We start from the raw sequence: 13,663 nt of genomic DNA on the forward strand, positions 1-13,663 counted from the left end.
CTCACCGGGTTCAGCCGGTCAGCCCTCCGGCGAACGGCATCCCCCGCCACTGCTCGATCGCGGGCCGCACGGCGTCGGCGAGCATCGGCAGCTGCGGCGCCAGCGCCAGGCACGACACCGACCGCAGCGCCCCGACGGCGTTGACGAACCGCAGCACCCGCTCGTCCAGCTCCCGCAGGCCGAGCGCGCGGGCGCGGGTGTCGTAGGAGGCCGCGCACTCCGGCCCGAATGCCGCCAGGTCCCACTCCGGCGGACCCAGCCCGACCAGCTCGAAGTCCGCGTAGAGCTCGCCGTTCGGGGTCGGCACGAGGTTGAACGCGGGTGCGTCGCCGTGGATCGGCTGCAGGTCGACGCCGAACTCGGACTCGAACGCCGAGCGCGAGCGCACCAGCGGTTCCAGCACCGCCCACTCCCGCCGGGCGCGGTCGAGATCGGCCGGGTCCAGCCGATCGCCGAGATCCTCCAGGGAATCGGTGATCCACTGCGGTTCGGCCGCCGACAGGAACGGCAGCTCGCCCGGGTACTCGCGCAACGCGCGGTGCAGGTCGGCGACCAGGCCGGCGTTGCGCACGTAGTCGGGTTCGACGGTCTCCAGGAACTCGGTGAACTGCCAGAACGTCATCGAGAACCCGTCGCGCAGCACCGGTTCCCTAGGCACCAGCGGGCTCGGCGGGATCACCGGATGCCCCTGCTCGGCCAGCCACGCCACCACGTCGAGCTCCGTCCGCTGCCGCGTCGCCAGGACCGTGACGTCGCTGCTCCGGGGCAGTACCACCGGCACCCGCGCGACCACCGGGGACGGTGCGAGGTGGACGACGACGGAGAACAGGTCGTGCAGCACCGTCGCCTCGCCGACCTCGAGACCGAGGTCCCGGCCCGCGGCCACCGCCGCGTTCAGCGCTCGTGAAGTGCGATCCGGAATGTCCGCTTGCATCCCGCTGATGCTGCCAGGTCGCGGAGGCCTCGGTGAGCGATTTTCCGATGAACGCCGTGACCAGCACGAACGCTGCCGCCACTGCTGTCACCCACGACATCGCCGTCTCCAGCGGGTGCCCGAGCGTGATGAGGCCGACCGCGATCGCCGGGCAGCCGGCCCCGAGGTAGAACGCGAGGTAGAGCGCCCCGGTGATCGCCCCGCGCCGCTCGGCGGGAGCGGCGGACTCCACCGCCGCGGCGGCGCCGCCGTAGGCGAGCCCGTGCCCGGCGCCCGCCGCGACGGCCGCGATCGCGGTGAGCACCACCGACCCGCCGCTGCTCAGAGCCAGCACGACGAGACTCGCGAACACCGCGGCCAGACCGCGCCGCTGCGCCCGCACCGCCCCGAGGCGCGGCACCAGCGGCTGAGCGGCGATCGAGCAGAGCAGCACCGACCCGACCACGCATCCCGACACGGCCGGATCGCGCTGCCCGGCCCGGTCGAGCAGCACCGGGATCACCGACAGGAACAACCCCACCGCCGCCCACGCCGAGAACCCGCTGGCCGCCGAGAACCAGAACACCCGGCGCACCCCCGCCGGAATCCTCAACCGCACCACCCCGGACAAGGCACTCGCGTCGAAAACTCCCGCATTCGTCGCGCGAAAACCGGGGTTTTCGACGTGATGAAAACCGGGGTTTTCGTCGCGGGGAGGGGTGAGGGCGGTGACGCGGAGCCAGGCGTAGGTGAGGAGGGCGAGGTGGAGGAGGTACGGGAGGACGCGGGGTGCCGGGGCGTGCTGGGCGAGGATCCCGCCGACGATCGGGCCCGCTGCGGTGCCCGCGACGAACGCGGTGCTGGACAGGAGCGGGCCGCGGCGGGAGTGCCGGCTGATCAGGGCGCCTGCGGCGCTGGTGGCCGCGCCGAGCGCGATGCCCTGCGCGGCGCGGCCGGCGGCCAGCCAGAGCGGCCCGGAGGCCAGGGCGAAGCAGAGCGAGCCCGCGGCGCCCGCGATCAGGCTCGCGCGCAGCACCGCTCTCGGCCCCACGACGTCGGTGGCCGGACCGAGCACCAGCAGCGCGGGCGCGCTGACCAGGGCGAACGTGGCGTAGATCAGGGTCGTGGTCAGGTCGCTGAAGCCGAAGTCGTGCTGGTACCCGGGCAGCAGCGGGCTCGGGAGGTAGGCGCCGAGGGTGAGGACGACGAGGACGTAGAGGCCGGTGCGGACCGAGCCGGCGGGAGACGTCGAGGGGATCACGGTCTCCAGGCTGCCGACGGAAACTGCTGAAGAAAATCAGACGTTCCTGCATCCGACCGTGCAAAATCGTCGCATGATCGATCCCCGGCTCAAGGTGCTGCAGATGGTGGCCCACCACGGCACCGTCACGGCCGCCGCGGCGGCGCTGAACTACACGCCGTCGGCGGTGTCGTACCAGCTCCGCCAGCTCGCCGAGGAGCTCGGAACCGAGCTGATCGCGCAGTCCGGTCGCGGCATCAAGCTCACCGCCGCCGCGCGGACCGTCCTGCGGCACGCGGAGCTGCTGCACGCCCAGGCCGAGCGCGCCTACGCCGAGCTCGCCGCCGCGACCGACGAGCCCAGCGGCCCGTTCACGCTGTGCGGTTTCTCCACCGCGGCCACCCACCTGCTGCCGCCCGCCGCTGCCGCGCTGCGCGAGCACTACCCGCAGATCCAGGTCCGGGTGATCGAGGCCGAGCCCGCCCGCTGCTTCGACCTGCTGCTGGCGGGCGAGGCCGACCTGGCGCTGGTGATCAACACCGCCGACCTGCCGCCGTCCGCGGATGAGCGCTTCGACCAGCAACAACTCGTCGACGACCCGCTGGACCTGGTGGTGCCGGCCGGGCACCGGCTCGCCGAGCGCTCGCGGGTCTCGCTCGCCGACGTCGCCGACGAGCAGTGGATAGTCGGCCGCCCCGGCAGCACCTACCACGAGCTGGTCCGCGCGGCCTGCACGTCGGCCGGGTTCAGCCCGAACATCGCCCACTACGCCGACGAGTGGGACACCGGAACGGCCCTGGTCGCGCACCACTTCGGGATCATCCTGGTCCCGCGCCTCGCCCGGCTCCACGACTGGCCGGTCGTCCGCGTCCCGCTGCGCGGCGAACCCGCCCCGGCTCGCCGCATCCTCGCCGCCACCCGTCTCGGCGGCGCCCGGCACCCGGTCGTCCGAACCGCTCTGGAGACCCTCACCACCACGGCCACCACCCTCCTCCCGCCCCCGTGACCGGGTCGGGTGGTCGGCGTCATGAAGCGCGCCACCTCCGGGAACACGTCCTGCGGGGTTGTTGTTGACTCTTCATGTGACTGAGCAGCAGAAACGTCGTGGTCGGGTGCGGGCCGCCGAGCTCGTGGGGCGGCAGTGGTTGAACACCGGGGGCAAGGAGCTGAAGCTCCAGGACTTCCGCGGGAAGGTCGTGATCCTCGACTTCTGGACCTTCTGCTGCATCAACTGCCTGCACGTGATCGACGAGCTCCGCCCGCTGGAGGCCGAGTTCGCCGACGAGGTCGTGACCGTCGGCGTGCACTCGCCGAAGTTCGAGCACGAAGCCGATCCGGACGCGCTGAAGGCGGCCGTCGAGCGCTACGCCGTGCACCACCCGGTCCTCGACGACCCGGAGCTGACCACCTGGCAGAACTACGCGGTGAAGGCCTGGCCGACCCTGGTCGTCCTCGACCCCGAGGGCTACGTCGTGCACGTCGCAGCAGGTGAGGGCCACGTCGAGGCGCTGCGCAGCGTGATCACCGAGGTGATCGCCGAGCACGACGCCAAGGGCACGCTGCACCGCGGCGACGGCCCCTACGTGCCGCCGCCCGCTCCGGAGACGACGCTGCGGTTCCCCGGCAAGGTCATCGCGCTGAACAACGGGAACCTGCTGGTCTCGGACTCGGCGAACCACTCGCTGGTGGAGTTCGAGTCCGACGGCGAGACCGTGGTGCGCCGCATCGGCACCGGTGAGCGCGGTCGCGAGGACGGCACCGAGCCGACCTTCGCCGAACCCGCCGGGCTCGCGCTGCTGCCCGACGACCTCGCCGCCGAGGTCGGCTACGACGTGGTCGTCGCCGACACCGTCAACCACCTGCTGCGCGGCCTGCGCCTCGCCGACGGGCACGTCAGCACGCTGGCCGGGACCGGTGAGCAGTGGCGCGACGGCTCCGACAGCGGCCCCGCGCTGGAGACGCCGCTGACCAGCCCGTGGGACGTCTCCTGGTGGGAGCCCGCCGGCGGCGTGGTGATCGCGATGGCAGGCAACCACACGCTCGGCCTGTTCGACCCCCGCACCGGCCGGGTCCGCCGGTTCGCCGGCACCACCGTCGAAGGACTCCGCGACGGTGCCGCCGACCAGGCGTTCTTCGCTCAGACCTCCGGTCTCGCCGACGGCGGGGACCGGCTGTGGCTGGCCGACTCCGAGACCTCCGCGCTGCGCTGGGTCGAGGCCGACGGCGACGGGTTCGCGCTGCGCACCGCCGTCGGAACCGGCCTGTTCGACTTCGGCCACGCCGACGGCCCGGCCGAGAAGGCGCTGCTGCAGCACCCGCTGGGCGTGGCGGTGCTGCCGGACGGCTCGGTCGCGATCTGCGACACCTACAACGGCGCGATCCGCCGCTACGAACCCGACACCGGCGAGGTGTCGACCCTGGCCGCCGACCTCGCCGAGCCCTCCGGCGCGACCGTCGTCGACGGCGAGCTCGTCGTGGTCTCCTCCGCCGCCCACCGGCTGGAGCGCCCGGTGCCGCCGGGACTGGCCGCGAAGCTGATCGAGGGCGCGTCGCAGCAGGTCAAGCGGCCCTCCACGGAGATCGCCTCGGGCGAGGTCGAGCTCGCCGTGGTGTTCACGCCGCCGCCCGGCACCAAGCTCGACGAGCGCTACGGGCCCTCCACCCGCCTGGAGATCACCTCGACCCCGGAGGACCTGCTGGTCGAGGGCGCGGGCGTGGGCACCGACCTGACCCGCCGCCTGGTGCTGGCCGAGGGCGTCGAGCACGGCGTGCTGCACGTGGTCGCCCAGGCCGCCAGCTGCGATGACGACGACCAGATCGAGCACCCCGCCTGCCGCCTGACCCGGCAGGACTGGGGCGTGCCGGTGACGATCTCGGCGAGCGGTCCCGCCCGGCTACCGCTGGTGATGGGCGGTCTGGACGCCTGATCCGGCGAATCGAGACCGTACTGGTACCGACTTCGCAAAAGCCCAGGTCGTGACGATGCGGACGGGGCCGATCCCACTCGGGGTCGGCCCCGTCGTCGCGCGCTGCCCTGCGAGATCGCGAATCACGTGGTCAACGCGGTGTTTCGAGGGCCCCCTGGCGCCCGGGTCACCCGGCGGGGGCAAGTAAACTTTTCGGGTGACCGATGCCAAGCTCGAAATCCAGATGCTGCACGACCGGGTCATGGTGCGCATCGCCGCCGAGTCCGGCGAACGCCGCAGCAGCGGCGGCATCGTGATTCCGGCGACCGCGCAGATGGCCAAGCGGCTGATCTGGGGTGAGGTCTTCGGCGTGGGCAGTCACGTGCGGACCGTCAAGGTGGGCGACCAGGTGCTGTTCAACCCCGATGAGCAGTTCGAGGTCGAGGTCCAGGGACAGGCGTACCTGGTGATGCGGGAGCGGGACCTGCACGCGGTGGCCACCGAGCAGACCGACCAGGGCACGGGCCTGTACCTGTAGCCGGACCCCCGGCGAGCGCGGGCGCGCAGCTCACAACGCCCCCACCGCAGGACCGACAGGAGAAGGGGAAGCGGTGCCGGAAAACCACGACAACTCCAGTGGTGCGGATCCGTCGACCGAACGGCTGCGCACCGACCAGGACCAGCAGAGCGCGTCGGACGTCGAGACCACGCAGGCCTGGCCGGTCCAGGACCCCGAAGCGTCGGCGGACGCCGCCGCCCGGTCGGAGTCGGAAGCGCCGGAGAAGCCCGAGGTGCCGGAGAAGCCCGAGACTCCGCAGGAGTCCGACGCCGAGCGCACCCAGCAGATCGCGGCGCTGCCCACCGACTTCAGCGGGTTCCCGATCGGCGCCACCCAGACCATTCCCTCGGTCGGCCAGCAGCCCGGACCCCAGCAGGCCGCTCCGCAGCAGCCCATGCCGCCCCAGCCGACGGTGCAGCAGCCGACCGCGCAGCAGCAGACCGTCCAGCACGGGCCGCAGACCGCGATGTTCGGCGGCGGCGGTGTCGCGGGCACCGACCTCGGCTGGAACACCTCCGACGAGCCCCGGCCCGTCGACGAGAAGCGGCAGAAGCTGCTCCGGGGCGGGCTGATCGCCGGTGCCGCGGTCGCGGCGTTAGCCCTGATCTACGTCGGTGACCTGCTGTTCACCAGCGGATCGCTGCCGCGCGGCACGGTCGTCGCCGGTGTCGACGTCGGCACCCTCGAACCGGCCGCCGCCGAGAGCAAGCTCCGCGACGAGCTCGAACCCGGCCTCGACAAGCCGGTGCGGCTGCAGGTCGGCGACCGCGGCGCCACCGTCAAGCCCGACGAGGTGGGCCTGCGGATGGACTGGGCCGCGACCGTGAAGAAGGCCGACGACCAGCCGCTGAACCCGTTCACCCGGATCGGCTCGCTGTTCAGCACCCACGAGGTCACCCCGGTCAGCACCAGCGACCGCCCGCAGCTGGTCGCGGCGCTGCAGGAGGTCAGCCCGCAGCTCGGGCTGGAGCCCACCGACGGCACCATCCGCTTCGAGGGCACCAAGCCGATCCCGGTGAACCCGGTTCCGGGGCAGAACCTCGACATCCAGCACGCGGCCAACGAGATCCAGGCGCACTGGGCCGAGGGACGTCCGATCCCGCTGCCGGTCACGCAGCTGCCGGTGAGCACCACCCGCGAGGGCGTGCAGAAGGCGCTGCACGAGATCGCCGAGCCCGCCGTGTCCGCCCCGGTGACGGTGCGCGGCCAGGGCAAGGACGCGACGCTGGAGCCGGAGGCGATCGCCCAGGCACTGCGCTTCACGCCGGACGGAAAGGGCGGGCTCACGGCCTCGCTCGACGGCCCGACGCTGGTCGGCGCCCTCGAACCGCAGCTGCGCGAGACGATGAAGCCCGGCAAGAACGCCGAGATCAAGCTGGAGAACGGCGTCCCGGTCGTGCACCCGTCCGAGGACGGCGTCGGCGTGGACTGGGAGAAGAGCCTGGCGCCGATGCTGGAGACGCTGCGGAAGCCGCAGCAGCGCTCGGTGCAGGCGGTCTACATGCCGGCGCCGGCGCAGTTCACCACCGACCAGGCCAACCAGCTGGGCATCCGCGAGGTCGTCGGCGAGTTCCAGACCGGCGGTTTCGAGGCGGCGTCGGGCGTGAACATCCGGCGGGTCGCCGAGCAGGTCAACGGCGCGATCCTGCGCCCGGGCGAGACGTTCAGCCTCAACGGCTACACGGGTCCGCGCGGTGTTCCGCAGGGCTACGTGGAGTCGGGGATCATCGAGGACGGCCACCCGGCGAAGGCCGTCGGCGGCGGCATCTCGCAGTTCGCGACGACGCTGTACAACGCCTCGTACTTCGCGGGCATGAAGGACATCGAGCACAAGCCGCACAGCTACTACATCAGCCGCTATCCGGCGGGTCGCGAGGCGACGGTGTTCCAGTCGCCGAGCGGGCAGAGCCTCATCGACGTGAAGTTCAAGAACGTCGCCAAGAGCGGCATCATGATCACCACGGAGTGGACGCCGTCGTCGATCACGGTGAAGCTGTGGGGCACCAAGCAGTTCGACGTGCAGTCGTCGACCGGTCCGCGCACCGACCCGACGCCGCCGATGGAGAAGCCGGGTCCGACCGACGGCCCGTGCAGCCCGAGCAAGGGCGCTCCAGGGTTCACCGTCGTGGACACCCGGACCATCCGGGACATCACGACCGGCGAGGTCCGCACCGAGAACAAGAAGGTCAAGTACAACCCGCAGCCGATCATCCACTGCCCGCCCCCACCCCAGGGACCGCGCTGATCAGCTGAAACAACCAACGACGAGGGCCCTTCCCCACCCGGGGAAGGGCCCTCGTCGCCTTCGCGACCCCCACCGCCTTCGCGACCCCTACCGCCTTCGCGAGCCCCACCGCCTTCGCGCCCCCACCGCCTTCGCGGGGCACATGTCGACATCGGGGGCTTGGAGCTTTGTCGACATGGTCACCAGTGGACAGTTTTAGCCATAATCACCCATGATCAATGTCCTTTTTGTCCGGACAATTATGGCTAAAACTGTCCACTGGTGACGGACGTCGGCATCGTGACCCCGGGTGATGGTCGGGTTCGGGTGCCGGCGGGAGCGGGTTGGTGACTGCGCGTGGTGAGGGTGGGGGTCGCGGGGGTCGTGGTGGTGGACACAGGGTGTGGGGGTTTGACCGGTGGGTTCTGGGGTGGACTGGCGGTGGTGGCCGGAAATCCTGTTGCGGCGGGGCTGCGGTCGCGTCAGGTTTGCCGTTCCATGTCCTGGAGGTTGATGTCGGCTTTCGACGAACTTGATGGATTCGCAACACGAGCTATTGGGTTTACGTCCGATCGAGTGGCACCATTCGAGCACCCGCGTTCTCACCTACTAGGAGTTACATCGTGGCGCGTCGCAGAACCCTCCGTGCGCTGGCAATGCTGCCTGCGCTGACCCTGGCTGTGGCAGTGACAGGCTGTGTCGAATCCACGACGAGCGGCGGAGCGCAGGGCGGCGGCGAACTGAGCCTCATCGCTCCCGGTTCGCTGACCACCTGCACCCACCTGCCCTACGAGCCGTTCCAGTTCCCCGGCGAAGGCGGCAAGATCGTCGGCTTCGACGTGGACCTGGTGGACCTGGTCGCGCGCGACCTCGGTGTGCAGCAGAAGATCGTCGACGCCCCCTTCGACGAGGGCATCCAGTCGGGTGAGTCGCTCAACAGCGGGCAGTGCGACGTCGCCGCCGCCGCGATGACGATCACCGACTCCCGCAAGCAGAACCTGGACTTCTCCGACCCGTACTTCAACGCCGAGCAGGCGCTGATGGTCAAGAAGGGCTCGGGCATCACCGACCTGTCCCAGCTGCGCGGCAAGAAGCTGGGCGTGCAGGTCGGCACCACCGGCAAGGACTACGCCGAGGAGCACAAGGCCGAGTTCGGCTACGAGGTCGTGGACTTCGACGACCTGGCCCTGCAGGAGAACGGGGTGCAGATCAACCGGGTCGACGCCGCGATCAACGACAACGGCGTGCTCTACAGCTTCGCCAAGAACAACCCGGACGTCGAGGTCACCAAGGAGTTCGTGACCGGCGACAAGTACGGCATCGGCGTCCGCAAGGGCAACACCGCGCTGCTGACCAAGGTCAACGAGTCGCTGGCCAAGGCCAAGCAGTCCGGTGAGTACGACCGGATCTACGAGAAGTGGTTCGGCAAGAAGCCGGAGTGACCCGCTGATTCGTGCCTGATCGGGGCCGGCGTCGATCACGCCGGCCCCGAGCGGTGCTGCGGGGCCGCGAACACCGTCGCGGTGCCCGCCGGATACATGGAGAGAAGTCGATGACAACCGAGATCGAGCGGCCCAAGGCAGGCATGGGCCGACGACAGCGGGCACGGCTCAACCTCGGCATCCAGTACGCGGTGCTGATCGTGGCCGTCGTGGCGCTGGTCTTCGTCGCGGACTGGGGTCAGATCGGCCGGGCGTTCTTCAACGTCGAGGTCGCCAAGGCCCAGTTCCCCGACGTGATCACCACCGCGCTGCTCAACACCGTCGTCTACACAGCGGTGGGCTTCGCGTTCGGCCTCGCGCTGGCCGTGCTGCTGGCGCTGATGAAGATGTCGCCGGTCGCCCCCTACCGGTGGCTCGCCACCGGCTACATCGAGCTGTTCCGCGGACTTCCCGCGCTGCTGGTGTTCATCGCGTTCGGCTACGGCCTGCCGATCGCGTTCGGCGTCAAGTTCACCAACCTCTCGACCGTGATGCTCAGCCTCGGTCTGGTCGGCGCGGCCTACATGGCCGAGACGATCCGCGCGGGCATCCAGGCCGTGCCGAAGGGGCAGGTCGAGGCGGCCCGCTCGCTGGGCATGTCCTCGAGCCGCACGATGATCACCGTGGTGCTGCCGCAGGCGTTCCGGATCATCCTGCCGCCGCTGACCAACGAGCTGATCCTGCTGACCAAGGACTCCTCGCTGATCTACCTGCTGGGCCTGTCGGTCAACCAGTACGAGCTGGCGAAGTTCGGCCGGGGCGCGCTGAACCAGTACCAGTCGCTGACGCCGATCCTGATCGCCGGTCTGTGCTACCTGATCATCACGATTCCGCTGTCGCGCGTCTCCGACCTGCTGGAGCGCAAGTTCGGCGGCGTCCGGACCAAGGAGGCCAAGTGAGCGACGTGATGATCGAGCTCTCCGGGCTGAGCAAGTCCTTCGGCTCGCTGGAAGTGCTGCGCGACATCGACCTGCAGGTCGAGCGCGGCGAGGTGGTCTGCGTGATCGGACCGTCCGGGTCCGGCAAGTCGACCCTGCTGCGCTGCGTGAACCTGCTGGAAGTGCCGTCGGCGGGCAAGGTCTCGGTCGACGGCACCGAGCTGACCGACCCGGACACCGACCTCGACGGCGCCCGCCGCCACGTCGGCATGGTGTTCCAGCAGTTCAACCTGTTCTCCCACCTGTCGGTGCTGGAGAACCTGACGGTCGCGCAGCGCAAGGTGCTCGGCCGCTCGAAGGACGAGTCGGAGAAGGTCGCCCGGGAGAACCTCGACAAGGTCGGGCTGGCGGAGAAGGCCGACTCGATGCCGGCGCAGCTCTCCGGCGGTCAGCAGCAGCGGGTCGCGATCGCGCGGGCGCTGTCGATGAACCCGCACGTGATGCTCTTCGACGAGCCGACCTCCGCGCTGGACCCGGAGCTGGTCGGCGACGTGCTCGGCGTGATGCGCCAGCTCGCCGACGAGGGCATGACCATGCTGGTGGTCACCCACGAGATGCAGTTCGCCCGGGAGGTCGCCGACCGCGTCCTGTTCATGGACGGCGGCGGCATCATCGAGCAGGGCCCACCGGCCGAGGTCATCGGCAATCCCAAGGAGGAGCGCACCCGCACCTTCCTGGCGCGCGTCCTGGACCCGATTCACCAGGAATAGCTGACGGTGGTCGCCCTGCTTGGCGGTGCGGGTAGCGGAACCTGAGCGGCGCTGTGGACTCCGGGCGCCACTCCTGATGTATGCCAATACACGGCGTCGCGGCGTCCTCGCCACAGCACCGCTCAGAACCCGCGGCGGTGCGGGTTGCGAGGGTGGTGGAGGAGAAACCGGCTGCGCCGGTTGCCCGGGCGTTGACGGCGAACGGCCCCGGCGTGTCGAATTTCGACACGCCGGGGCCGTTTCACGTGGAACGGCAGCGCACCTACGCCATCCCGGTGTTTTCTGGGGCCGGGCGAAACCTCCGGTGGTGGTCGGGCGTCCTTATGGGTAGATGATCGACAAACGTTTCACGGGGTTTCGGGGGCAACGGGTGCCGAGCGGCAGGGTGAAGGAGAACGGCAGCGGTCCGCAGACCGCGGCCGAACGTCGGGTGGACGAGCTGCTGCGCAGCGGCGTTCCGGAGACGCCGGGAGGCGTCCCGCTCGACGTGCACGCCGAGGAGCACGAGCCCGACCAGGAGATCCGGGGCGAGTTCCTGTCCCGGCGGCTGATCGAGTCGCCGGACGAGACGGGCCGCCGCCCCTTCTCCCGGCGAGCCCGGCAGCAGCCGGTGATCCTCATCCAGGACGCGGTGATCAGCGGCTGCCTCAACCTGCGCGCCGCCGAACTGCCCTACCTGCTGGAGTTCGTGCGCTGCCGGTTCCTCGAATCGCCCGACGTGCGGCAGGCCTCGATGGCCGGGCTGATCCTGCGGGACTGCCTGCTGCCCGGGATGCAGGCCCGGAACCTGCGCACCACCAGCGACACCCACCTGCTGCACTGCACCAGCCGCGGCGGGGTCATCGACCTCGCCGACGCCGAGCTCGGCGGATCGCTGCTGCTCAACGACAGCGAGCTGCACAACCCCGGGCACCGGGCCATCTACGCCGACCGGCTCACCGTGACCGGGGCGATGCTGGGGATGCGGCTCAACGTCGCGGGCGAGATCCGCATCCCCGGCGCCAAGATCGGCGGCAACCTCACGCTGGCCGGGGCCTCGCTGCGCAACCGCGGCCGATTGGCCCTCAACGCCAACGGGATTCAGCTCGGCGGATCGCTGCGCTGCGACGTCGACCCCAACACCGGGCGGTCGTTCACCGTGGCCGGGCTGGTCTTCATCCCGAGCGCGGTCATCTCCGGCGACCTGCGGATGCGCGACGCCGTCCTGGAACCCGGGATGAGCCCGCCGCGTCGCGGCGAATCCCCCTACGACGACCCGACCAGCACGCTCATCGCCGACCGCAGCCACGTGCACGGCGACGTCGTGATGGACGAGAACTTCCGCAGCGGCGGCACGATCCGCATGATCAGCACCAGCATCGAGGGCGACCTGCGGCTCTCCGGCGCGCAGATCGACCTCACCTGGGCGCAGACCGCGCGGGCCGCCGTGGACCGCTCGCTGCGCGCGATCCACCTCGACGGCACCGAGATCCGCGGCAACCTCGCCGCCGGCCGGGTCGACGTGTGGGGCGAGTGGCGGATGACCGACGTGCGGGTGCACGGCAGCTTCCAGCTCAACCGGGCGCGGCTGGTCGGGGCGCGCACCGACGTGCTGCAGGCCAGCAGGATCACCGTGGGCAGCAACCTCGACTGCCGGGAGGCCGACATCGCAGGCTCGGTGCAGCTGCAGGGCGCGTCGGTCGGCGCGAACCTCGACATGCGCGCCACCGAGCTCACCAAACCCGCCTGGCACCGGCACCGGCTCGCCTACAAGGCCTCGGTCGACCTGCGCGGCGCCCGCGTCGCGCGAGACCTGGTGTGCGCCTCGGGTGTTCGGCCGTTCGTCGCCGAGGGCGAGATCCAGCTGCGCCGGGCCGAGGTCGGCAGGCAGGCCAACTTCTACGGCGCCCGGCTCGGGGACGGCTTGAGCCGCAACGCCCTCAACGGGTTCGGCATGGTCGTCCAGGAGCTGACGCTCAACGTCGAGGAGCCGCCGAAGGGGCGAATCCTGTTGCGGCAGGCCCAGTGCGAGCTGCTGTCCGACAACGCCGCGCTGTGGGAGGCCGGTGGCGGCGTCGACGTCGACGACTTCACCTACGACAACTTCACCGACAGCGTCGAGCCCACCGACGTCGGCAAGGTCCAGGAGCGGCTGGCCTGGCTGCGCGCCAACTCCGGCGACCGCTACCAGCCCGGCCCGTACGACCAGCTGGCTCGGGTGTTCAGCAACAACGGGAACGAGGAGCACGCGGTCACGGTGCTGATCGAGAAGCAGCGCCGCCGCTACAAGGCGATCGCGGCCTCCACCCGCGCGGCGTTCCGGGCGCCGGTGCGGTTGTGGAGCTTCCTGCAGCTCATCACGGTCAGCTACGGGTACCGCCCGCTGCGCGCGCTGATCTGGCTGGTGCTGCTGTCGGCGGCGGGCACGACGTGGTTCTCGATGCACGGGCCGCTGCAGCCGGTCAACGAGGAGGACCACCCGCACTGGAGCCCGCTGCTCTACACCGTCGACCAGCTGGTGCCGATCATCAACCTCGGCCACGACGTGATGTGGCGGACCTCGGGGACCTCGCAGTGGATCACGGTCGCGCTCATCGCGGCGGGCTGGATCCTGGCCACCACGGTGGCCGCCGGCATCACCCGGGCCCTGCGCCGCGACATCCAGTGATCCCCGGAATTCCCGCTCCTTCGGGGGATTCCTGACGCCGAGCGG

Annotated in this window: 10 protein-coding genes; 8 read left to right on the forward strand and 2 right to left on the reverse strand. The window is 70.7% G+C overall.

The window, feature by feature from the left end; translation table 11 throughout:
- Positions 1–10: 10 nt before the first annotated feature.
- Complete coding sequence (locus tag BM424_RS18760) at positions 11–712, reverse strand: phosphotransferase family protein (RefSeq protein WP_342742631.1); 702 nt, start codon at positions 710–712, stop codon at positions 11–13.
- On the reverse strand, positions 651–2,174 hold the full coding sequence (locus BM424_RS18765) for an MFS transporter (protein ID WP_342742632.1): 1,524 nt from the start codon (positions 2,172–2,174) through the stop codon (positions 651–653). Before BM424_RS18765 ends, BM424_RS18760 begins: the two co-directional genes overlap by 62 nt.
- Positions 2,175–2,247: 73 nt before the next feature.
- On the opposite strand from BM424_RS18765, the gene BM424_RS18770 reads away from it, so the two are divergent.
- The 8 genes from BM424_RS18770 to BM424_RS18805 all read left to right on the forward strand — a co-directional run bounded on the left by BM424_RS18770 (position 2,248) and on the right by BM424_RS18805 (position 13,618).
- Positions 2,248–3,159, forward strand: a complete 912-nt coding sequence (locus tag BM424_RS18770) for a LysR family transcriptional regulator (protein WP_093419727.1) — start codon at positions 2,248–2,250, stop codon at positions 3,157–3,159.
- A gap of 106 nt (positions 3,160–3,265) precedes the next feature.
- Positions 3,266–5,080, forward strand: coding sequence for an NHL domain-containing thioredoxin family protein (locus tag BM424_RS18775; protein WP_093419729.1), 1,815 nt, complete (start codon positions 3,266–3,268; stop codon positions 5,078–5,080).
- 196 nt (positions 5,081–5,276) lie between these two features.
- The gene (locus BM424_RS18780) at positions 5,277–5,597 is read left to right on the forward strand and encodes a GroES family chaperonin (RefSeq protein WP_093419732.1); all 321 of its coding nucleotides are present in this window, start codon (positions 5,277–5,279) and stop codon (positions 5,595–5,597) included.
- A 73-nt stretch (positions 5,598–5,670) separates the two neighbouring features.
- The gene (locus tag BM424_RS18785) at positions 5,671–7,863 is read left to right on the forward strand and encodes a VanW family protein (RefSeq protein WP_093419734.1); all 2,193 of its coding nucleotides are present in this window, start codon (positions 5,671–5,673) and stop codon (positions 7,861–7,863) included.
- Positions 7,864–8,498: 635 nt separating this feature from the next.
- Positions 8,499–9,284 carry a basic amino acid ABC transporter substrate-binding protein gene (locus tag BM424_RS18790; RefSeq protein WP_093419737.1) on the forward strand — a complete coding sequence of 262 codons (786 nt, stop codon included), beginning with the start codon at positions 8,499–8,501 and terminating at the stop codon, positions 9,282–9,284.
- Between the two features lie 143 nt (positions 9,285–9,427).
- Positions 9,428–10,222, forward strand: a complete 795-nt coding sequence (locus tag BM424_RS18795; protein ID WP_093420117.1) for an amino acid ABC transporter permease — start codon at positions 9,428–9,430, stop codon at positions 10,220–10,222.
- Positions 10,219–10,971 carry an amino acid ABC transporter ATP-binding protein gene (locus BM424_RS18800; RefSeq protein WP_093419739.1) on the forward strand — a complete coding sequence of 251 codons (753 nt, stop codon included), beginning with the start codon at positions 10,219–10,221 and terminating at the stop codon, positions 10,969–10,971. The genes BM424_RS18795 and BM424_RS18800 overlap by 4 nt, the downstream gene beginning before the upstream one ends.
- 370 nt (positions 10,972–11,341) lie before the next feature.
- The gene (locus BM424_RS18805) at positions 11,342–13,618 is read left to right on the forward strand and encodes an oxidoreductase (RefSeq protein WP_245775958.1); all 2,277 of its coding nucleotides are present in this window, start codon (positions 11,342–11,344) and stop codon (positions 13,616–13,618) included.
- The last annotated feature ends 45 nt before the right edge of the window (positions 13,619–13,663 follow it).

Origin of the sequence: Saccharopolyspora flava (genome assembly GCF_900116135.1) — a bacterium.
Lineage (GTDB): Bacteria > Actinomycetota > Actinomycetes > Mycobacteriales > Pseudonocardiaceae > Saccharopolyspora > Saccharopolyspora flava.